Here is a 21,754-nt window from a genome sequence, read left to right as displayed (position 1 = left end):
TTTAAATTTAATTTTTAACTACTTTTATTGAATCTTTTGTAAATAAAATATCTAGTATTTTTTTTGATATTTGAGATGCATTAAGACCAGCAACATCATACATTTTTTTTGGACTATCTTGTTCGATGAAAATGTCAGGCAGTATCATAGTTCTAAATTTTAAACCTTTATCAAATATACCTTTTTCTGATAATAAATTTTCTACATGAGAGCCAAAGCCTCCAATAGACCCCTCTTCTACAGTAATCATAACCTCATGTTCTCTCGCACACTTTAAAATAAGCTCTTTGTCTAAAGGTTTAGCAAAACGTGCATCAACTATCGTTGAATCAATTCCTTTATTTTTTAATTCTGCAGCTGCAATTTTACATTCTTCCAATCTAGTTCCTATACTTAAAATACAAACCTGTTTCCCTTCTTGAATAACTCTTCCTTTTCCAATCTCTAATTTCTCATCTATTGATGGTAATTCCACCCCAATGCCAGTTCCTCTTGGGTATCTAATAGCACAAGGTTTGTTATTGATTGTCATCGAAGTATTTATCATTTTAACCAGTTCTGCTTCATCACTTGGCGCCATTACTATAAAATTAGGAAGAGTAGAAAGATAAGTAATATCAAATGAGCCTGCATGAGTTGATCCGTCAGCACCCACCAAGCCTGCTCTATCTATTATAAATCTCACAGGTAAACTTTGAATGGCCACATCATGAACTACTTGATCATAAGCTCTTTGTAAAAAAGTCGAATAGATTGCAACATATGGTTTATAACCTTCCGTTGCTAGTCCTGCTGCAAAAGTAACACCATGTTGTTCAGCAATCCCAACATCAAACATTCTTTTTGGAAAATCTTTAGCAAATATATCCATGCCTGTTCCACCTGGCATAGCAGCAGTAACTCCTATAATTTTACTGTCTCTTTCTGCATGCTTAACTAAAGTGTTTGCAAAAACTTTTGTATAAGCTGGAAGATTTGTTCCACTTTTTAATTGTTCTCCAGTTACAACATTAAATTTTGAAACACCATGATAATGATCACTGGCTTTTTCAGCATAAGAATAGCCTTTTCCTTTTTGAGTTTTTACATGTATCATTATTGGGCCTTGATACTTTGAGTCTCTTGCATTTTTTAAAATTGGTATAAGTGCAGACAAATCATGACCGTCTATTGGACCAACATAATAAAAACCCAAAGAATTAAAAAGAGTACCACCAGTTACAGCTGATCTTAAAAAATCCTCAGCTTTTCCAGCTTTCACGCTAAATCTTTTGGAAAAAGCAGAAACTATTAGTTTAAAGGTTTCTCTTAAACTAAAATAAATTTTTCCTGTTAAAAGCTTAGCTAGATAGGTTCTCATCGCACCTACTGGTTTTGCAATTGACATATCGTTATCATTTAAAATAACAATCATTTTAGTTTTTGAGGCACCTGCATTATTCATCGCTTCATATGCCATACCCGCACTAATTGCACCATCTCCTATGACAGCAACTACATTATTTAATCTATTAGATAACTTACTTGCTTCCGCCATGCCTAGAGCTGATGATATTGATGTTGAACTATGTGCTGCACCAAATGGATCATACTCACTCTCAGATCTTTTTGTAAAACCAGACAATCCATTACCTTGTCTCAAAGTTTTAATTTTTGACTTTCTTCCAGTCAAAATTTTATGTGGATAAGTTTGATGGCCCACATCCCAAATTAGTCTGTCATTTGGAGTATCAAATACGTAATGTAAGGCTACAGTTAGCTCAACAACTCCAAGACCTGCACCTAAATGTCCTCCCGTTTCAGATACTGCATCAATCATCTCTTTTCTAACCTCATTAGAAACCTCTTGAAGATCACTCTCTGATAATTTTCTTAAATCAGAAGGAAAATTAATATCTTTTAAAAATTTGTAGTCTTGCATCATTTATTTCTTTTTAGAATGTAGTCTAAGGTTTCATTTAAACTATTAGTGTTTGAACTATATTTATTTAAATCTTTAATTATTTTAGACTTAATTTTGTCAGCATATTTAATAGCATTTTGATATCCTAGTAAACTGATTAAAGTAGCTTTACCTTTTTTCTTGTCTTTGCCTGTTATTTTACCAGCAATGGCTGTAGAGCCTTTAAAGTCTATTAAATCGTCAGCAATTTGAAATAAAAGTCCAATATTGGACCCTATATTTTCAAAAAACTTTATTTGTTTATCATTTTTTCTCTTAATAATAATTGGAACAGCACAACAAAAGCTAAAAAGCTTACCAGTTTTTTTTATTTCCATCTCTATAATTTTACTTTTAGAAATTTTTTTTTTTTTCAAAACTAAGATCTAAATACTGTCCACCAGCTATTCCTAAATGTCCAGAAAACTCAGATAGTTTTTTTACTAGATCTACTTTTATTTTATCATTTATCTTTAAGTCCGAACTAACCAAGATTTCAAAAGCCATTGTTAAAAGTGAGTTTCCTGCAAGTACCGCTGTTGATTCTCCAAATTTAATGTGTGTAGAAATTTTTCCTCTTCGTATTTTATCATCATCCATACAAGGTAAATCATCATGTATTAATGAATAAGCGTGAATACACTCAACTGCAGTACCAATAGAAATTAATGTTTTATAATTAATTTTAAATATAGCACCTATGTCAATTAAAATTTTTGATCTAATTTTTTTTCCACCTGGAAATAAGCCATACTCCATAGCTGCAACTAATTCTGTTCTTTTTTGTCCTTTAATAAATCGCTTTAAAAATAAGTTTGTATCTTTTGCTATTCTAGCAAGTTTATTTTGCATTTTTTTTTGAACTTATATTGTTAATTTTTTTTTTTGTTTCTTCATTGATCATTTTTGAAGTTTTATAGAATTTTTTTTCAATGGTATTATTTAATTTTAATAACTGCTGGTATGAATCAATTGAATTCTGTAAGTCTTTTTCTGACTCTAAAGACTCAATAATATTATTTGCTTCTTTTGTTAGTTCCTCAAGGGACTGTGTGTTATTATCAGGTGGTAAATTTTTATCTTTCATATAATAATAATTATTAATACATGAAATCCAATCAATCAAATATCAAAAAAGCAAAAAAATACCTTAATAAAAATTACTGTATTGGCGTACCTACTGAAACTGTTTATGGTCTAGCAGCTAATGCTTACAAGAATTCAGCAGTAAAAAAGATTTTTAATTTAAAAAAAAGACCAAAAAACAACCCTTTAATCGTACATTATCACGATATCGATTCTCTTAAAAAAGATTGCCTAATAAATGATAATTTTATTAAACTTTATAAAAAATTCTCTCCTGGCCCAATAACATACGTATTACAATTAAGGAAAGATTCTAAGATTTCTAAATATGTTACCAATAATAAGAAAAGTTTAGCAGTAAGATTTCCAAAACACACAATATTTAGAAATTTACTAAAACAGTTAGATTATCCATTAGCTGCACCTAGTGCTAATATCGCTACAAAAGTAAGTGCCGTTAAAGCAAAAGATGTTAAGGAAGAATTTGGTAATAAAATTAAATACATTTTAGACGGAGGTACATGCGCTATTGGAATAGAGTCTACAATAATTAATCTTGTGGGTAAGCCATCTATACTAAGATTGGGTGGTCTAGATATTTTAAAAATTCAAAAAACTTTAGGTTTTAAGATAAATACATCTACTAATCCTAGGAAAAAAATAGCGCCTGGTCAATCTCGCTTGCATTATTCTCCCGGTATACCTTTACGAATGAATGTCACAAAACCAAAAAATGACGAAGCTTTTATAATGATTAAGAGAAAAAAAACTAAACTCAAAAATTATTTTTATTTAACTACTAAAAATAACCTAGATGAAGCAGCAAAGAACCTCTACTCATGTCTAAGAAATATAAAAAATGAAGGCTATAAATCAATTGCTGTGGAAAAAATTCCCAATAAAGGTCTTGGTAAAGCTATAAATGATAGATTGCGGAGGGCATCAAAGTATTAGATATCTAGTTTGATTGTGGTGCGCCACATAGGAGTCGAACCTATAACCCCCAGATTCGAAATCTGGTGCTCTATCCAGTTGAGCTAGCAGCGCATATAGTATTAATATTACATTTTATGGAAAAAAACATTAATTTAATAGTTGAAACAGATGAGAATAACCTTCGACTTGATGTATTCGTCAACAAAAGAGAGGAGTTGATTAGTAGAACTAGAATCAAAAATTTAATTCTTAAAGAAAAATTAAAATTAAATAATGTAATCGTTAACAGTCCTTCAAAAAAAATATCTACTGGTGATAAAATTGATCTTCAAATTCCAGAACCAAAAGAAGCCTCTTTAAAATCTTATGATTTTAAGTTAGAAATTGTTTATGAGGATGATGATTTATTAGTAATTGATAAGCCAGCTGGAATAATTATGCATCCAGGTGCTGGTAATTATGATGAAACAATTGTTAATGCCTTAATGCACTATAATAAAGATTCACTGTCTACAATTGGAGATGAGTTAAGACCTGGTATTGTGCACAGAATAGACAAAGATACTTCTGGATTAATAGTTATAGCTAAAAATAACGAGACACACGAAAACTTATCACATCAATTTAGTGAACACACAATTACGAGAGTTTATCAGCTCTTAATTTGGGGAAAACTTAGGCCTTCATCTGGTAAAATTGATACGTTTATAACTAGAAGCTCAAAAAATAGACAGATGATGGAAGTTAGTAATTCTAAAGGCAAAAGAGCAATCACAAATTACAAAACAATTGAGATTTTTGAAAATGACAAAACTCCTACATTAAGCTTAGTGGAATGTATATTGGAAACTGGAAGAACGCATCAAATAAGAGTTCACATGACACATATGGGTAATAGTATTATGGGTGATGGCAAATATAAAAAAAAATATAAAAAACTTAAAAATATTGACACTAATTTGGAAAACTTAATTTATAAATTAGATAGACAATTTCTACATGCTCACACATTGGGGTTTATTCACCCCAGAACTAATGAGGAGATGACTTTTACCTCAATTTTGCCACAAGAACTTGAAAATATTTTAGTATTGCTCAGAAATACTGGCAAATAACACCTTGAAATAATACTATAGTTAATTAAATAAATACAACTTATGAGTACTAGAATGAATAATAATCTTCCTGCACTTTCTAATGAAGGTGGTTTATCTGCTTATCTGGAGCAAATTAAAAAATTTCCTATGTTGGCAGCAGAAGAAGAATACATGCTTGCAAAAAATTGGAAGGCAACAGGAAATGTTAAAGCTGCAGAAAAACTTGTTACTAGTCATTTAAAACTCGTAGCAAAGATTGCGATGGGTTACAGAGGATATGGACTTCCAGTAAATGAAATGATTTCAGAAGGAAATGTTGGACTAATGCAAGCTGTTAAAAAATTTGAACCTGAGAAAGGATTTAGATTAGCAACTTATGCAATGTGGTGGATTAGAGCTTCTATCCAAGAATACATTCTAAGATCTTGGAGCTTAGTAAAAATAGGAACAACAACTGCACAAAAAAAACTTTTTTTCAATTTAAAGAAAATTAAAAATCAAATCGCTCCTCAGTCTGAAGGAGATTTAAGACCTGAACATGTAAGTGAAATTGCTAACAAGTTAGATGTTAACAAAGATGAAGTAATTTCAATGAACAGAAGACTTTCAGGTAAAGAATTTTCTTTAAATGCTCAAGTTGGAGAAGATGGTGACGAATGGCAGGACTGGTTGGTAGATAAAGAGCTTGACCATGATCTAAAATTTGCACATCAAGAAGAAATGAGTCAAAGACAAAGCTTACTTAAAGATTCTATAAAAATTCTTAATGAAAGAGAAAGAGAGATTTTATACTCTAGAAGATTAAATGATGAAGCTACAACACTTGAAGATTTAAGCAAAAAATACAAAATTAGCAGAGAGAGAGTTAGACAAATTGAGAATAAAGCATTTGAAAAGCTTCAAAAACACATGCTGCTATCTGCTAAATCTAAAAATTTACTTCCAGTAAACTAAATCTCAAAAGGGTTTTCTAAAAGAATTGTATCTTCTCGTTCAGGGCTTGTTGAAATACTTGAAACTTTTGTTCCAATAAAATCTTCTAATGCATAAATATAATTTTTTGCATTTTCTGGTAGGGCTTCAATATTTTTTATTCCTTGAGTGGAACTTTTCCATCCAGGGAAAGTTTTATAAATTGGTTTAATCTTTAACTGATCCTCAACTGCAGCTGGCAGGTAATCCATTTTCTTGCCATCAAGTTCGTATTCAACACACATCTTAATTTCATCTAATTCATCTAAAACATCTAATTTAGTTAATGCTATTCCATCTATACCTGAAATTTTAATTGTTTGTCTAACCAAAACACCATCAAACCAACCACATCTTCTTTTTCTACTAGTGACAGTGCCAAATTCTTTGCCTCTAGAACCAAGTAACTCTCCAATGTCATCTGTTAACTCTGTAGGAAAAGGTCCCTCACCAACTCTAGTAGTGTAGGCCTTTGTTATTCCAAGCACATAATGAATAGAATTAGGACCACAACCAGTTCCTGTGGCAGCACTAGAAGCTACAGTATTTGATGATGTTACAAAAGGATACGTTCCATGGTCTACATCAAGTAATATTCCTTGCGCACCTTCAAATAATATTCTTTTTTTTTTGTTTTTTAAACTCATCAATTCTAAGCCACACAGGTTGAGAAAACTTTAATATTTCTGGGGCAATCTTTAAAAGTTCTTCTTTAAGTTTGTTTTTTTCAAAAATTTTTTTACCTAATCCTTTTCTAATTGCATTATGATGAAGTAGTACTGTTTCTAATCTGTGGTCTAGATTAGTCTCAGATCTCAAATCCATAACACGGATTGATCTTCTTCCTACTTTATCTTCATAGGCTGGCCCAATTCCTCTTCTTGTTGTTCCAATTTTTCCTTTTCCAGCAGCATCTTCTCTTATTTCATCCATCTCTCTATGAAATGGCAAAATAAGATTGGCAGACTCTGAAATTATAAAATTATCCACATTAACCTCAGCACCCATAGATTTAATTTCGTCTATTTCTTCTAATAGTGCCCAAGGGTCAACAACGACTCCATTTCCTATAATAGAAATTTTATTTTTTCTTACAATCCCAGAAGGAAGTAGTCTTAATTTATAAGTTATTCCATTAATTACTAATGTGTGTCCAGCATTGTGCCCTCCTTGAAAACGAATAACAACATCTGCTTGGTCCGATAGCCAGTCGACTATTTTACCTTTTCCTTCATCACCCCACTGAGATCCAACAACTACAACATTTTTCATTATCTAAATTTTTTTTCTACTGTTACTGAACTTAAATGGTTGATAGGTCCATGACCTTTACCAAATTTAAGGTTTGAATTTATTGAATTGTGTACATACTTAGTTGCAAGCTCACAAGATTTCTTTAAGGTTTTTCCACATGAAAAGAATGTAGAAATAGCAGAAGATAGGGTGCAACCAGTACCATGTGTATTCCTAGTTGTAATTCTTTTATTTTTTATAATGAAAATTTCATTTTTGTTTACAAAAATATCTTGGACGATTTTAGATTCTAAATGACCACCTTTTATAAAAACATTTTTTGCCCCTAATTTGATTAATATACTGGCAGCAAAAATCATATCTTCTTTTGTTCTTATTTTAGTTTTAGTTAATATTTCTGCTTCTGGAATATTTGGAGTAATTAAACTAACTTTTTTAATTAGTTCATTTTTTAATAAGTGAATTGCCTTATCATCAATAAGTTTTGCACCACCTTTAGCAACCATAACGGGATCTAAAATTATCTTTTTAACTTTAATAAGATTTAATGAATGAATTACTGATTTTATTACTTTTATAGAGTGTAACATTCCAATTTTTACAGCATCAGGTTTAATATCTTTTGCGGTAAATTCTATTTGATTTGAAATTTCCTTTGGATCAATTGGTACTATCGATTTTACACCTGTTGTATTTTGGATTGTGACAGCTGTTATTGCTGTCATTGCATAAGAACCTAAAGCAGTGATAGTTTTAATATCAGCTTGAATTCCAGCACCACCAGATGAATCTGATCCAGCAATAACTAATATTTTAGATTTTGGTTTCAATTTATTTAATTTTTTTTAATATAATTTTAAAACATTTTTGAAGTAATTTACTATTGTCACTCTCTCCCATTACTCTAATTTTAGATTCAGTTCCTGAACTTCTAACTAATATTCTACCCTGCCCTTTAATTAATTTTTCTGCTAATTTTATAGAATTCTTAATATTGATATTTTTAATTATACTTTTGTCTTTAACGTCAATATTCACCAATATTTGTGGAATTTTCTTAAAGGTATTAAAAAAACTACTAGCTTTTTTTCCTTTTCTTAATGAAAATAAAACTTCTAAAGCAACTAGTAATCCATCTCCAGTAGTTGCAAATTTACCTAAGATAATATGCCCAGATTGTTCACCACCTAAATTAAAATTATTTTTTTGCATTTTCTCTTTTACAAAACGGTCTCCTACATTTGATCTTAAGAATTTTATATCATGTAGTTTAAAAAAATTTTCTAATCCATAGTTAGACATTAAAGTGCCAACTACTCCTCCTCTTAACATTTTTTTTCTTTTCCATCTCATTGCTATTGCAGCAATTATTTGATCTCCATCAATTATGATACCTTTTTCATCACACATAATAATTCTGTCAGCATCTCCATCAAGTGAAATTCCTATGTGTGCTTTATATTTTTTTACTGCTAATCTAATTTTATTTGGAAAAGTAGAACCACAATTTTTATTAATATTAAGACCATTAGGATTTATTCCAGTTGAAAATACTTTGGCACCTAAAGATTTTAATAATTCAGGACCAGCCTTGTATCCAGCCCCATTCGCACAATCAATCACTATTCTTAAACCTCTTAGGTTAAAATCTTTTGGTAAATTACTTTTTAAAATTTTTATATAATCTTTATTTGCAGTTTCTAACCTTTTTACACGACCCAATTTTTTTGGTTTTGATAAAGACTTTTCAATTTTTTCATCAATTAAAGTTTCAATTTTTTTTTCAATCTTATTTGATAGTTTTAACCCATCGGGTCCAAATAACTTTAATCCATTGTCATAATATGGGTTATGGGATGCCGTAATCATAATTCCCATGTTAGCTTTCATGCTCTTTGTTAACATTGCTAAACCATTAGTTGGAAGTGGTCCTAATGTATAAACGTGCATACCAGCCGATGTAAGTCCTGATACTAATGCAGGTTCTAAACTATATCCTGATAGCCTCGTATCTTTAGCAATTATTGCTAATTGTTTCTTTTTTTTTTGAGTTTTAAAATAAGTTCCAGTTGCAAGACCAAATTTAAAAAACATGTCTCCATTAATATTTTTACTATTAACAGCACCTCTTATTCCATCTGTTCCAAAGTATTTTTTTGCCATCAGTTTTTAATTAATTCTTTAAATACCTTTATACTTTGTCTTAATTCATTCACGTCATGAATTCTTAGAACTTGAACTCCTTGCATTATTGCATACAGGGAAGAGGCTATTGTTCCACCTAATCTCTCCTTACTGTCATTTTTTCCAGATAAATTCTTGATAAAATTTTTTCTAGAAAGTCCAAGTAGTATAGGAAAACCAAGAGTATGAAAAATGGAAACACTCCTAATTAAATTCATATTATGTTTCAAATTTTTTCCAAAGCCAATTCCAGGATCAATCATGATATTATTGTGTTTTATACCCATGGATATTAAAAATTTAATTTTTTGCTCAAAAAAATCATAAATATCTAATAATTCATTTTTATATTTAGGATTTTTTTGCATTTGTTCTGGTGTACCTTGTGAATGTTGGATTACAAATGGAGTTTTACTTTTTTTCAATACATCAACTGTTTTGGAGTCATAACTTAGTCCTGATACATCATTTATGAGCTTAACTCCTATCTTAATCCCTTTACTCATAATTTCTGATTTTCTTGTATCTAATGATAATGGAATTTTTTTATTAATATCTTTTAATATTTCTTTTATTCTATTCCACTCTTCCTTTTTGCTTACAGGCTTAGATCCAGGCCTCGTTGACTCTCCTCCAACATCTACAATGTCCGCCCCAGATTTAAATAAATCTTTTGCATGAGACATTCCTGTTTTCTTTTTATTAAACTTACCGCCATCAGAAAAACTATCTGGTGTTAAATTCAATATACCCATTATATTAGGTATTTTATTAAAATTTAAACTTGAAAAATTTTTATTTTTTTTAACAATAATCTTAAGATCTTTATTAATTTTTTCTTTCAGAGATTTAGGTAATTTTTTTATATTCTTAAGATCAATTATTTTGATTGAAGTTCGTGTAAGGATTTCAATTTGCCCAAATGAAATTTTCTTATTACCATTTAGTGGGAGGTTTTGTTTTTTTCTAACTAATTCAATTGAAGATTTACCATACACAAAATTACACGCTCTTGTGTAATATTTTTTCATTTAGTTTTAATGAACTATTTTTGGCTTAAGACCCATTGAGCTTAAAGCTGAGCCTTTATCTTCATCTTCAACTTTTAAATCTTCTTTATTGCTTGGATATATATTTTTATTTATCAGGTTTTCTATTTCTTCACCTGAAAGTGTTTCGTATGTTAAAAGAGCTTTAGCTAATTTGTGTAGGTCGTCAATTTTTTCAGTCAAAACTGTTCGAGCTCTTTCATAACCTTTATCTACAATTTTTCTAATTTCTGCGTCTACTTTTTTTGAAGTTTCTTCAGACATATTTTGAGTTCTAGCAACAGATCTACCCAAAAATACCTCTTCTTCATTCGAACCATAAGCAACTGGCCCCAACTCCTTGCTAAGACCTGCTTGCATCACCATGGCTCTTGCTCTTTGAGTCGCTTGCTCAATATCACTAGATGCACCAGTTGTAACTTTATCTTCACCAAATATGATTTCTTCCGCTACTCTTCCACCCATAGCTATAGCTAATTGAGCATGAAGCTGTTCTCTTGTTTGAGATAGCTGATCTCTCTCAGGTAGCTGCATAACCATTCCTAAGGCTCGTCCTCTTGGAATGATTGTTGCTTTGTGAATTGGATGAGCTGCATCTTCATTAATAGTTACTATTGCATGTCCAGCTTCGTGGTAAGCTGTTAATGTTTTTTCTTCTTCAGTCATGACCATGGATCTTCTTTCTGATCCCATCATCACTTTATCTCTGGCTTCTTCAAACTCGGTTAGAGTAACTAGTCTTTTATTTTTTCTTGCAGCAAGTAATGCTGCTTCATTAACTATATTTGCTAAATCTGCACCTGAAAAACCAGGAGTTCCTCTAGCTACTGTTCTTAAATTAACATCGGGAGCCATTTTAATTTTTTTAACATGAACTTTTAATACTTTTTCTCTACCTATTATATCTGGAAGTCCGACAACTACCTGTCTATCAAATCTACCAGGTCGTAATAATGCTGGGTCTAATACATCAGGTCTATTTGTAGCTGCAATAATTATTACACCTTCATTCGTCTCAAAGCCGTCCATTTCAACTAATAATTGGTTTAAAGTTTGCTCTCTTTCATCGTTACCTCCTCCAAGGCCAGCACCTCTACTTCTTCCAACAGCATCTATCTCATCTATGAAAATAATGCAGGGTGAATTTTTTTTTACCTTGCTCAAACATATCTCTAACTCTTGAGGCTCCAACACCTACAAACATTTCAACAAAATCTGATCCTGATATAGTAAAGAATGGAACTCCCGCTTCTCCAGCTATAGCTCTAGCAAGTAAAGTCTTACCTGTTCCTGGTTGACCAACTAACAAACATCCTCTTGGTATTTTTCCACCAAGTCTACTAAACTTTTTGGGATCTTTTAAAAATTGAACAACTTCTTCTACTTCTTCTTTAGCTTCTTCTACTCCAGCAACATCATCAAAGGTAACTTTACCTTTTAATTCATTCATCATTTTTGCCTTGGACTTTCCAAAACCCATAGCTCCACCTTTGCCACCCTGCATCTGTCTCATAAAGAAAATCCAAACAGCAATCAGTAACAACATTGGAAACCATGATAATAAAACTCCAAACAAAGAAGGCATCTTATCCTCTAAAGGAGCAGCTGATATGCTTACGCCTTTTTCAGATAACTTTTCAATTAAATTTGGATAATTTGGTGAATAAGTAGAAAAAGTATTTCCATTAGCGAGTACCCCTCTAATATTGTTTCCTTGAATATCTACTTTTACAACCCCGCCATTATCAACTTCTGATAAAAATTCTGAAAATATAATAGAATTGCTTTTACCCACATTAGCTTGAGGGTTCTTAAACATATTATAAAGACCTATTGTTAAAAAAACAATTACTGCCCACATTGCTAAATTCTTCATATTCATAAGTATAAGATAATAATTATTATAAATTAAACAAGTGTCAAATTGTTACAAAGCTTGAGTTTTATTAGTGTTTTCTCTTGATATTAATATGGTCTCATTAAAACTTTCAACAAAACAGCCTCCTAAAGTTATTTTTGAAAATGTCTTGAGAGTTATTCGGTTAATCAACTCATTAATACTTTTACCTCTAGCAGGATAATATTTTTTTCCTATTTTTTGAATAATAAACGTCAAAGATCTAAAAACAACTTCATGAGATTGATCAAAAAAATTATAATTTAAAATACAAGTATCTTTTGTTTTAATATGTAAAGAATTATCCTTTAAATTTTTTTTAACATAAAACTTTATTGATTTGTCTGAGTCTCTTAAGTTATCAATGGTTAATTTTAATTTTTTTAGATCCAATCCCTCTTTTTCAAGAGATTCTAATAGAGTTCTAATTCTTGTTCTTTTATATGTCTCATTAATATTGGATGGATCTTTAATGAAAGACTTAAATACTCTCTTAGAAATATTAATTAAATCATTTTTTTCTAAATCAAGTAATGGCCTTAAAATATTTAGATCTCCGTCTTTATATTTTACTCTTTTGTTAAAAGATACCAGTCCATTTAGTCCACTTCCTCTAACAACTCTAATTAAAAAGTTTTCAAATAAGTCATTTGAATGATGTCCTAATAATAAATGCTTAATATTATTTTTTTTACATTCTTTTGCCAGTAAAGAATATCTTGCTTCTCTTGCTAAAGATTGAATATTTCTAGAAGGTTTTTTACCTTTCCAGCTTAATACTTTGCATATGATGCCAATATTTTGTAAAATTTTTTTTACTGAAGCAGCTTCTTTTGTCGACTCTGATCTGAGCTTATGATCAACTAAAAAAAATTTAACTGTTATTTTATTTTTTATCGCATAACATTTGGCTAAGTAAGCAAGCGCTAAACTATCAGGTCCACCTGAAACTGCTACAGCTAAATTTTCTTTAGTATTAAAAGAGGAAGAGAATTCAGTATAAACTTTTGAAATTTTTCGATTTTTTAAAAAACTAAGAATTTGTTTATGAGTTTTGTTTTGAGCACTCAAACTTTTTTGATTCATATTTTGCTTTTTGAAGCACAGATTGATTTGCTTTTGGGTATTGTTTTTCAACTCCTACAATCATTTTACAACCTTGCTCCTTTTCTCCTATCTGAACCATTGATACACCAAGTTTTAATAAATTTATAGGAGCCTTCTCACCTTTTGGATATTTTTGATATCCTTCAAGATAAGCAGTAGCAGCATCTGTATAAAGTTGTCTTATTCTAAATGTTTCAGCATACCAATATTGAGCATTACCAGCTAGCTTATGCTCTGAATTTTTTATTACAAATTCTCTAAAAGCTCTTTCTGCAGTACTGTAATCACCTACCTTTAAAAAACTGGTTGCAAACTCATATTGTTTTTCTGGAGAGATATCTGGAAGTATATTTTTTTCTGATTCAAAGTTTTCTGTCACTACAGATGAAGTGGTTTCTACAGATTGTATTTGTTGAGTAGTTTCTCCATTTTCTGTATCTTTATATGAAATAGATCCTAGGTCTTGAGGTTGTGAGGAACCTGGTAAAGCTTTCTCTACTTCTTCCTTTGGCATTGAAGTTAGTTTTTTTCCAACTTCTCCAGTTGACAAAATATTTTCAACATCTTGAAATCTGATTTGATTATCTGCCTGAACTTTAGAAAGCCTATTTGACAATTTATCTAACTTAAAGTTAATCTCTTCAAACTTATTAGTAAGTTCTTGAAATTGTTTTTCAACATCAGACAATTTTAAAAGATGTCTTGTTAAAACATTTTCAGAATTTTCATTTGTAGAGTTTTGACTTTTTAAATTAGTTGATTCTGAGTAAACAGCTTTTTCTAGAGTTTTTAAATCTTTTTGAATTAACTCTAAAATTTCATTTATATTATGGTTATCTGCGTAAATAATATTTGGAAAAAATATAACTACTAATATGAACTTTAATCGAAATATCTTTTTATAATTAAGCATAATGTATTGATTAGTAATTATAATGATGGCAAAAAAAAGACCCTATTCACAAACGTGATAGGGTCTTTTAAAAATTATTTAGATTAATTAGTTAGCTTTAACGGTAACTGATCTTCTATTTTTAGACCAAGCTAAAGGATTAGATCCTGAGTCTACTGGTCTTTCTTTACCATAACTCAATACAGAAATTCTGTCTGAAGAAATTCCATAAGTCATCAAATAGTCTTTTGCTGAATTAGCTCTTCTTTCACCTAATGCTAAGTTGTACTCTCTTGTACCTCTTTCATCAGCGTGACCTTCTAATACAACGTTAATACCTGAATTTTTTCTTAGCCATGTTGCTTGTTTTCTTAAAGTTTCTCTTGAAGCTGTTGTAAGTACAGTTTCATTAGTTGCAAAGAAAACTCTATCTGGAACACCAGAAGCTAAATACTCAATAGAATCTGTTCCTGTGTAAACGTCACCTTGGATTTGACCTGTTGATGTTTTTTTTGTTGCGCAAGCGGTTAACACTAAGCTTGCTAGTATAATTAGAAATGTATTTTTTAAAATCTTGCTTAAGTTCATTGTTGCTCCTTAATCCTTATTTGAATTACTTACTTTTTCACAACTAATTAGATGTTTCAAGTTAAAAAATCAACTAATTTAGACATTAATTACTTAATAATGATGACCAAGATGGGTCGGATGCATCTGTTTCAGTTTTAACCATTTTTTCATTATATCCTGTTAAATCAATAGACCACAATTTAGCTGAAAATCCCTCTCCTTTAGAGTTGGTCTTAGTTTCTCTATAAAAAATCAACACTCTCCCATTTGGAGACCATGATGGAGCTTCTTGGTAAAAGTTTTCAGTTAACAGTCTTTCGCCAGTTCCATCTGTCCTCATTACTCCAATATAAAATTTTCCTTTATGAAGCTTTGTAAAGGCAATTAAATCACCTCTTGGAGACCATACTGGGGTTCCATACAAACCATTCCCAAATGAAATTCTTTTAAGATTTTTTCCATTACTATCCATTACATAAATTTGTTGGTAGCCACTTCTATCTGAGTTAAAAGTAATTCTTTTTCCATCTGGTGAATAAGAAGGAGATGTATCAATTGATGGATGATTGGTAATTTTTTCTACAATTCTATTTTCAAGATCCATTGTATAAATATCAGAATTACCATCTTTAGCAAAACTCATTATAATTTTTTTTCCATCTGGTGAAAATCTTGGAGCAAATGTCATACCAGGAAAATCTCCCACCACTTCTTGCGTTCCTGTTTCTACATCTAATAAATAAACTCTAGGTAAATTTCTAAAATAAGAAAGATAAGTAACCATCTGATTTGTGGGACTAAATCTTGGTGTTAAAACTAATTCATTTCCAAGTGTTAAATATTTATTATTAAAACCATCTTGATCCATTATTGCTAGTTTTTTTATTCTTTTGATTTTTGGACCTTCTTCAGACACATATATTATTCTAGTATCAAAATAACCTTTTTCTCCAGTTAAACGTTCATACACCTTATCCGTAATAATGTGACCTACTCTTCTCCAGTTACTAGGAACGGTAGTAAATGCTAAAGCCATCATTTCTTTTCCAGCAAGAATATCCCATAGTCTAAATTCAACTCTTAACTTCTCATCTATAAATGTAACCTTCCCTGTTATTAAAGCTTGTGCTTTAATTAAATTCCAATCCTCAAACCTTGGTTTTAAATTTGCTACATCTGGCTCTTGAAGAAATGCATTTTTGTTTAATGGATTAAATAAACCAGATTGTCTTAAATTATTTTCAACAATTATTGAAATTTCTGATCCAAGATCTTCTTTTTTTAAAATTTTCTTAAAATTTTCTTTTGATTTATTGTCAATTGACAAAGGAGATACAGCAACAGGTAGAGGACTTAAATTTCCTCTAGTAATATCGACTTCAATTAAAGCAAAAACTTTAACTGGAATAATAATAAGTAATATAAATAAATATCTTAATAACATTTTTATCCTTCTAACATTTCTCTAGCATCAAAATTTAACTGCATATTCTTCCACCTTTCATAACCTGTACTAGGCACTCTAAGAGGTTGACAAAGTTTTATAGCTCTTAATGCACTTTCAGCTAATACTTTATAAAATCCTTGCCCAGGTCTATTCATTCTAGCATGGTCAAGAATCTCAGTTTTAATAATAGAACCATCTGGCTTTAATTGTAACTTAATTCTAACTAATAAATTTTCGTTAAATGGTAACCCTAGAGGAATGCTCCAACAACCAAAAATTTGAGCTTTTAAAGCATCTTCTTCACTTAAGGTTAATCCAGCAAAATCCATTTCATTATCTTGATCTTGAGTAACTTTATCTAGTTTTTTGTTTGTTTCCGCACTCTCAGTTTTAGATTTATCAATTAATGCCGCAATATTATTGGTATCAAATAGTTCTTTTTTTTCAAATTCTGAAATTTGTTTAATTTCTGTCTCTACTTTTTCAGGATTTTGTTTTTCATCTTGAATTTTCTTTATTTTTTCTATTTTTTCATCTGGTAATGGAACAGCATCAGGCTTTTGTTTTTTTATTTTTTTTGGTGGTGCTTGTTCAGAAACTAATTTTTTTTCTTTTTTTTTAACTTTCTCTATTATTTTTTTTGCCTTAGGTGCAAAAGGAATGTTGGTTTTGTCTGTGATTTGAATTAGCTCAACTGATATAATTGGAGGAAGATCAATCGGTTTTTTAGCAAGGAATGGTAAGCTCATAGCAGTAATTATCACAAGAAATATATGAAGCCCAAAAGAAATAAGGATATTTCTATTCACTTTAGTTAACTCTCTTTATATGGCTCAGAAATTAATGCTACTTTAGTAAATCCAGAGCCAGATAGCATCCCCATTATTTCTAAAACTCTACCATAATTTATAGATTTATCACCACGCACATAAATTCTTGTATCTGTTCTATTTTTAGATACAGCTAAAATCTTTGCAGTAATTTTATCATACTCAACTTTAGATTCTTGAATAAATATTTCACCTTTAGAATTTATAGACAATGTTAGCGGTTCTAACTCTTCAGGCAAACTATCTGCAGAACTTTCAGGTAAGTCAACTTGAACACCGACAGTTAATAATGGAGCGGTTACCATAAAGATAATTAATAATACCAACATTACATCCACAAAAGGAGTAACATTTATTTCACTCATAGGCTCTTTTGATGAACGATTAAGTTTAAAAGCCATTTTATATTATTGATAAAAATCTTTTAGAAAAGTTTTCTAATCTTTGTGAATATTTTTTTGTGTCATTATTGAATTTATTATAAGCGACAACCGCAGGTATTGCAGCCAATAATCCAAGAGCGGTTGCAAATAACGCTTCTGCTATTCCTGGCGCTACAATCGCCAAACTTGTATTTCTTGAAATTGCTATAGATTGAAAAGAGTTCATTATTCCCCATACAGTGCCGAACAAACCTATAAAAGGAGCTGTTGAACCAACTGTTGCCAAAAATGTGAAGCCTTTATCTATTTTTAAAATTTGTTTTTCAATATTAACTTCAAGTATACTCTCCATTCTTTCATTTATGTTGGTTTTATTTTTAACTTTTAATAAACTTTGCATAGTATCTTTAAACAATAAAGCTGTTGGGTTCTCTACCTCAGCCGGTAAACTATTATAAAAAGTTTCTGCAGATTTGGATTTCCAAAATCTTTTTTCAAATTCTTCAGACTCTAGATTGATTTTTTTAAATAATCTAAATTTCTCAATAATAATTGCCCATGAGTATATTGAGCAACCAATCAACATAAGGATTACTGACTTTACAATAAAGTCTGCTCTTAAAAATAAACTCCACAAAGAAAAATCAGTATTTGAGGCAAGGCCTACTGCTTGAGATGTAATGTCAGCTTCCATATTTAGGGTTTCACACTTAAATGTGTCATGAATTTGACTTTTAAAGGTTTTATTTATTCCTCTAGTTTGTAAGTTTCGTAGTAAAAGCTAGCAATTAATATGGCATCAGCTTTATTTGAGTCTTTTTTTCTTGATAACTCTGATGAAAAATAAGGAAATACCTCTATTGCTTTTGTTCTACTGGCATCTTTTTCTGAATTAATAAGATTAAAATATTTTTTCCATTTTGTCGGTCTTACAAAGTACATTGGTAATTGCATTGCAGAACAGATTCCTTTTAAAATACCAAATGATTGTCCAAAATTAAACATACTGGTAACGCCTTGACCTGGCATAGCTGATACTTGTTCAATTATAACTTTGATATCTTCTTTTTTTATGTCTTTAATTCTTGAAGAGATTTCATAATAAATTTGAGCACCATTAACTTGCTTTTTATTTTTTTTCCCTTCTGGCATGTTTGGCATTTCAATAACATCAATTATTTTACCATCTTGAAAAAAGCAAATAGAACCTGTTATGCCTGGGTCTATTCCAATAATAAGCATTAACTATTCTTAAAGTTTATGTTTGAATAAACACTTTGAACATCATCATCATCTTCTAATGTTTCTAAAAAATCTATTGCAGCTTCCACTTTATCTTTTTCAACATCTACACTATTTAAGGGAACCCATTCAATTTCTGTTGAAATAAAGTTTGCAATTGTTTTTTCTAATTTTTTTTTTACATTATAAATTTCACTCATAGGACATTGAATTTCATGAAATTCATCATTTGAAATACACTCATCTGCACCAGATTCAATTGCTAGTTCAAAAATTTGTTCATCTGAGATTTCTTTTTTATCAATTTTGATAATTCCTAACTGATTAAAGTTATGTGATGCAGAACCCTGTGTTCCTAAATTGCCACCACTTTTTACAAATATAGATCTAACATTGGAGGCTGTTCTGTTTTTATTATCAGTTAACGCCTCTACAATTACCGCTATTTTATCTGGACCAAATCCTTCATATCTTAAATTTTCATAATTTGTTTCAGTGTTAGCAGAAGATTTAGCAATAGCTCTTTCAATATTATCTTTTGGCATGTTGGCTGATTTTGCTGCTTGAATTGCAGATCTAAGCCTTGGGTTCATCGCAGGATCTTTATCACCTAGTTTTGCTGCTACACTTATCTCTTTAGATAATTTTGAAAATACTTTAGATCTTTGTTTGTCTGCTTTTCCTTTAGAGTGTTTTATACTTGCCCATTTTGAATGACCCGACATAATATTTATTGAGAATTTTTTAATTCTCCTCCATGAATAAAATTTTTTACATTTTTTGCTAACCCTGTTTCTACATCACATTCAACAATCACACCACACAAACTAGCTTCACCGATTGCTGGAAAATGCTTTGTGGACTTTTTTTTTTAAAAACCTATTAATTGAATTTTCTTTATTCATTCCAATAACTGAGTCATAATCACCACACATTCCTGCATCAGTTTGATAAGCAGTACCACCTTTTAATATTCTAGTATCATTTGTTGGAATATGCGTGTGAGTTCCAACAACCAATGTTGCTTCACCATCAAAAAAATGTCCCATAGCTGACTTTTCACTTGTTATTTCACCATGAAAATCGACTAATAAAAAATCATAATCTTCTTTAAGCTTATATTTTTTCATAAATTTTTCAGCTGCTTCAAATACATCTTCACATTTCTTCATAAAAACATTTCCCATCAAATTAAGTACTCCTACTCTCATCTCATTTTTAGCAGTAAATATTCCAAAGCCTTTTCCTGGAGATGGTTCAAATAAATTTTTAGGTCTAAGAAGTCGATTTTCTTTTTCAATATGAGACATTGTTTCTTTTTGATCCCACACATGATTACCCGTTGTAATAACATCTACACCACAGTTAAAAAAATCTTTACATATTTCCTCTGTAAGACCAACACCTGAGTCAGCTGCATTCTCACCATTAACAACTACAAAATCGATTTTTTCATCTTTAATTTTTGATAGTAAATTATTCAAAACCATTGACCGCCCTGAAATGCCAACTACATCACCTAAAAAGAGTATTTTCATTTTATAATATTTTTATTTGTTACAATATAATCTAATTTTTGATCATACATATTAGTTGGTACTTTATCAATTTCTTGAATTGAAAAAGCCAAACCTATCTTTATGATATTTTTTTTTTTTGATAATTTTTCAATTAATCTATCGTAGTATCCACCTCCATATCCAAGTCTATTTAAATTTTTATCAAATGCTACCAAGGGAATTAATAAAACGTCAGGGTATACTATATTTTTAGCTCCTGGTTCAGGTATTCCATATTTATTTATTTTTAAAGGCTCAGAAAATGACCATGAATAAAAATCCATTTGAAAGTTTTTCTTAATTATGGGCAAAGAAATATTAAATTTATTCTTTTTAAATTTTCTTAACAGTGTCAAGTCGTCTATCTCAAAGTTTACCGGATAGTATCCACCTATAATAATCTGATTGGTTATCTTTTCTTTTTTAAGAATTTTTACAATTTGCTTGAAGTTGATCTGAATATTTTTCGTATTAAATTTTTTTCTTACTTTAAGAATTTTTTTTCTTAATTCAGATTTTAACACAAATCTACTGAATTGGATTTTCTAAATTTGCTTTTTCAACAAAATTTTCAATTTCATCTGCTGCTGCTTCGATTATTTTTTCATAATCTTCTTTATTTTTTTCTATTTCTTTTTTAAAACTTTCATGATCTTGTTGTAATTCCTTCATCTCTTCTTCTTTTCTATCTCTGTAATCATAAACTAATGATTTCAATTCTCTAAATTTGTTTGATAAATTTTGTAACTCAGTTTTTTTTTGTTCTACTTTTTTTTTAGTTTCAAAATATTCATCCATTATTTGAACTGAAGTGATCAATAGAAGTTTATTTTCCCCTATGTTTCCTAGGTCATTCTTTAAATTGCTAAATTTTTCATTAATATGAGTTAACAATTCTTCTAAATGCTCTTCCTGTCCATCATCACAAGATAGTAGAAACTCTTTGCCATTAAATTTAATATTTACATTTGCCATTTATCTATTTCTTCTAATAAAGTATCTGTTTCTTGATTTAATTCATCTATTTTTTCTGAAAATTCTGTCTCTTTTTTTTGTTCTTCTATTTTTTGCTGGTTAATATCTTCTAATTTTTGATTAAGAGCTTTGTATTCACTTTCTAAATTTTGATATTTTTCTTCTATTTGTTTTTTTTCAATTTCTAATTGATTTTTTTGAATGCTTAAGTTTTCTAAATTAGACTTTAGCGTTGGGTTTTGTAAATTCAAACTCTTCAATTTATTAAGTGCAAAACTAAGCTTTTTTTCTTTTTCACTGTCTGTTTTCATATATATATATTTATATTATTA

Annotated in this window: 20 protein-coding genes, 1 tRNA gene and 4 pseudogenes; 3 read left to right on the top strand and 22 right to left on the bottom strand. The window is 30.0% G+C overall.

Going from position 1 to position 21,754, the window contains the following annotated elements:
• Nucleotides 1-7 precede the first annotated feature (7 nt).
• From dxs to ABXT52_RS01090, 3 genes and pseudogenes are all read right to left on the bottom strand, one after another.
• Nucleotides 8-1,921, bottom strand: a complete 1,914-nt coding sequence (gene dxs / locus ABXT52_RS01100) for a 1-deoxy-D-xylulose-5-phosphate synthase (RefSeq protein WP_415272058.1) — start codon at nt 1,919-1,921, stop codon at nt 8-10.
• Nucleotides 1,921-2,794, bottom strand: a pseudogene (locus tag ABXT52_RS01095) (polyprenyl synthetase family protein). Before ABXT52_RS01095 ends, dxs begins: the two are co-directional and overlap by 1 nt.
• A complete protein-coding gene (locus tag ABXT52_RS01090; RefSeq protein WP_415272057.1) occupies nt 2,784-3,029 on the bottom strand; it encodes an exonuclease VII small subunit in 246 nt (81 codons plus the stop codon). The pseudogene ABXT52_RS01095 and the gene ABXT52_RS01090 overlap by 11 nt, the downstream one beginning before the upstream one ends.
• Nucleotides 3,030-3,049: 20 nt before the next feature.
• On the opposite strand from ABXT52_RS01090, the gene ABXT52_RS01085 reads away from it, so the two are divergent.
• Complete coding sequence (locus ABXT52_RS01085; RefSeq protein ID WP_415272056.1) at nt 3,050-3,982, top strand: L-threonylcarbamoyladenylate synthase; 933 nt, start codon at nt 3,050-3,052, stop codon at nt 3,980-3,982.
• A gap of 16 nt (nt 3,983-3,998) precedes the next feature.
• On the opposite strand, the gene ABXT52_RS01080 is transcribed toward ABXT52_RS01085, so the two are convergent.
• Nucleotides 3,999-4,075 (bottom strand) — tRNA-Arg (locus tag ABXT52_RS01080).
• A 23-nt stretch (nt 4,076-4,098) separates the two neighbouring features.
• Here ABXT52_RS01080 and ABXT52_RS01075 point away from each other — a divergent pair.
• Together ABXT52_RS01075 and rpoH are read left to right on the top strand one after the other, a co-directional pair.
• Nucleotides 4,099-5,079 (top strand): RluA family pseudouridine synthase, encoded by a 981-nt coding sequence (locus tag ABXT52_RS01075; protein ID WP_415272055.1) that lies wholly within the window; start codon nt 4,099-4,101, stop codon nt 5,077-5,079.
• A gap of 54 nt (nt 5,080-5,133) precedes the next feature.
• Nucleotides 5,134-6,015, top strand: a complete 882-nt coding sequence (rpoH, locus tag ABXT52_RS01070) for an RNA polymerase sigma factor RpoH (RefSeq protein WP_415272054.1) — start codon at nt 5,134-5,136, stop codon at nt 6,013-6,015.
• On the opposite strand, the pseudogene ABXT52_RS01065 reads toward rpoH, so the two are convergent.
• The 18 genes and pseudogenes from ABXT52_RS01065 to ABXT52_RS00980 all read right to left on the bottom strand — a co-directional run bounded on the left by ABXT52_RS01065 (nt 6,012) and on the right by ABXT52_RS00980 (nt 21,733).
• Nucleotides 6,012-7,305 (bottom strand): annotated as a pseudogene (locus ABXT52_RS01065) (adenylosuccinate synthase). The gene rpoH and the pseudogene ABXT52_RS01065 sit on opposite strands and share 4 nt — an antisense overlap.
• On the bottom strand, nt 7,305-8,117 hold the full coding sequence (gene thiD / locus ABXT52_RS01060) for a bifunctional hydroxymethylpyrimidine kinase/phosphomethylpyrimidine kinase (protein WP_415272053.1): 813 nt from the start codon (nt 8,115-8,117) through the stop codon (nt 7,305-7,307). Before thiD ends, ABXT52_RS01065 begins: the two are co-directional and overlap by 1 nt.
• 1 nt (nt 8,118) lies before the next feature.
• On the bottom strand, nt 8,119-9,450 hold the full coding sequence (gene glmM, locus ABXT52_RS01055; protein WP_415272052.1) for a phosphoglucosamine mutase: 1,332 nt from the start codon (nt 9,448-9,450) through the stop codon (nt 8,119-8,121).
• Complete coding sequence (gene folP, locus ABXT52_RS01050; protein WP_415272051.1) at nt 9,450-10,502, bottom strand: dihydropteroate synthase; 1,053 nt, start codon at nt 10,500-10,502, stop codon at nt 9,450-9,452. The genes glmM and folP overlap by 1 nt, the downstream gene beginning before the upstream one ends.
• Nucleotides 10,503-10,508: 6 nt before the next feature.
• A pseudogene (gene ftsH / locus ABXT52_RS01045) lies at nt 10,509-12,396 on the bottom strand (ATP-dependent zinc metalloprotease FtsH).
• A gap of 51 nt (nt 12,397-12,447) precedes the next feature.
• The gene (gene tilS, locus ABXT52_RS01040; RefSeq protein WP_415272050.1) at nt 12,448-13,503 is read right to left on the bottom strand and encodes a tRNA lysidine(34) synthetase TilS; all 1,056 of its coding nucleotides are present in this window, start codon (nt 13,501-13,503) and stop codon (nt 12,448-12,450) included.
• On the bottom strand, nt 13,463-14,437 hold the full coding sequence (gene ybgF, locus ABXT52_RS01035) for a tol-pal system protein YbgF (RefSeq protein WP_415272049.1): 975 nt from the start codon (nt 14,435-14,437) through the stop codon (nt 13,463-13,465). Before ybgF ends, tilS begins: the two co-directional genes overlap by 41 nt.
• An 87-nt stretch (nt 14,438-14,524) precedes the next feature.
• On the bottom strand, nt 14,525-15,004 hold the full coding sequence (pal, locus tag ABXT52_RS01030) for a peptidoglycan-associated lipoprotein Pal (RefSeq protein WP_415272048.1): 480 nt from the start codon (nt 15,002-15,004) through the stop codon (nt 14,525-14,527).
• Nucleotides 15,005-15,089: 85 nt separating this feature from the next.
• Nucleotides 15,090-16,430, bottom strand: a complete 1,341-nt coding sequence (gene tolB, locus ABXT52_RS01025) for a Tol-Pal system beta propeller repeat protein TolB (RefSeq protein WP_415272047.1) — start codon at nt 16,428-16,430, stop codon at nt 15,090-15,092.
• Between the two features lie 2 nt (nt 16,431-16,432).
• The gene (locus ABXT52_RS01020) at nt 16,433-17,242 is read right to left on the bottom strand and encodes a cell envelope biogenesis protein TolA (RefSeq protein ID WP_415272046.1); all 810 of its coding nucleotides are present in this window, start codon (nt 17,240-17,242) and stop codon (nt 16,433-16,435) included.
• Nucleotides 17,243-17,247: 5 nt separating this feature from the next.
• Complete coding sequence (tolR, locus tag ABXT52_RS01015; RefSeq protein ID WP_415272045.1) at nt 17,248-17,664, bottom strand: protein TolR; 417 nt, start codon at nt 17,662-17,664, stop codon at nt 17,248-17,250.
• Nucleotide 17,665: 1 nt separating this feature from the next.
• A complete protein-coding gene (gene tolQ / locus ABXT52_RS01010) occupies nt 17,666-18,340 on the bottom strand; it encodes a protein TolQ (RefSeq protein WP_415272044.1) in 675 nt (224 codons plus the stop codon).
• Nucleotides 18,341-18,393: 53 nt separating this feature from the next.
• The gene (locus tag ABXT52_RS01005) at nt 18,394-18,888 is read right to left on the bottom strand and encodes a crossover junction endodeoxyribonuclease (protein ID WP_271485875.1); all 495 of its coding nucleotides are present in this window, start codon (nt 18,886-18,888) and stop codon (nt 18,394-18,396) included.
• Nucleotides 18,888-19,613, bottom strand: coding sequence for a YebC/PmpR family DNA-binding transcriptional regulator (locus tag ABXT52_RS01000; RefSeq protein ID WP_415272043.1), 726 nt, complete (start codon nt 19,611-19,613; stop codon nt 18,888-18,890). Before ABXT52_RS01000 ends, ABXT52_RS01005 begins: the two co-directional genes overlap by 1 nt.
• Nucleotides 19,614-19,618: 5 nt before the next feature.
• Nucleotides 19,619-20,426 (bottom strand): annotated as a pseudogene (locus ABXT52_RS00995) (TIGR00282 family metallophosphoesterase).
• A complete protein-coding gene (locus ABXT52_RS00990) occupies nt 20,423-20,971 on the bottom strand; it encodes a 5-formyltetrahydrofolate cyclo-ligase (RefSeq protein WP_415272042.1) in 549 nt (182 codons plus the stop codon). Before ABXT52_RS00990 ends, ABXT52_RS00995 begins: the two are co-directional and overlap by 4 nt.
• A gap of 4 nt (nt 20,972-20,975) precedes the next feature.
• Nucleotides 20,976-21,422, bottom strand: coding sequence for a cell division protein ZapA (zapA, locus tag ABXT52_RS00985; RefSeq protein WP_018413875.1), 447 nt, complete (start codon nt 21,420-21,422; stop codon nt 20,976-20,978).
• The gene (locus ABXT52_RS00980; protein ID WP_271563706.1) at nt 21,410-21,733 is read right to left on the bottom strand and encodes a 5-formyltetrahydrofolate cyclo-ligase; all 324 of its coding nucleotides are present in this window, start codon (nt 21,731-21,733) and stop codon (nt 21,410-21,412) included. The genes zapA and ABXT52_RS00980 overlap by 13 nt, the downstream gene beginning before the upstream one ends.
• Between the last annotated feature and the right edge of the window lie 21 nt (nt 21,734-21,754).

It is taken from the genome of Candidatus Pelagibacter sp. Uisw_121 (assembly GCF_047722545.1).
Taxonomy (GTDB): Bacteria; Pseudomonadota; Alphaproteobacteria; order Pelagibacterales; family Pelagibacteraceae; genus Pelagibacter.
Note: the sequence above shows the minus strand (reverse complement) of the source record. Positions and strands in the feature narration are given on the sequence as shown.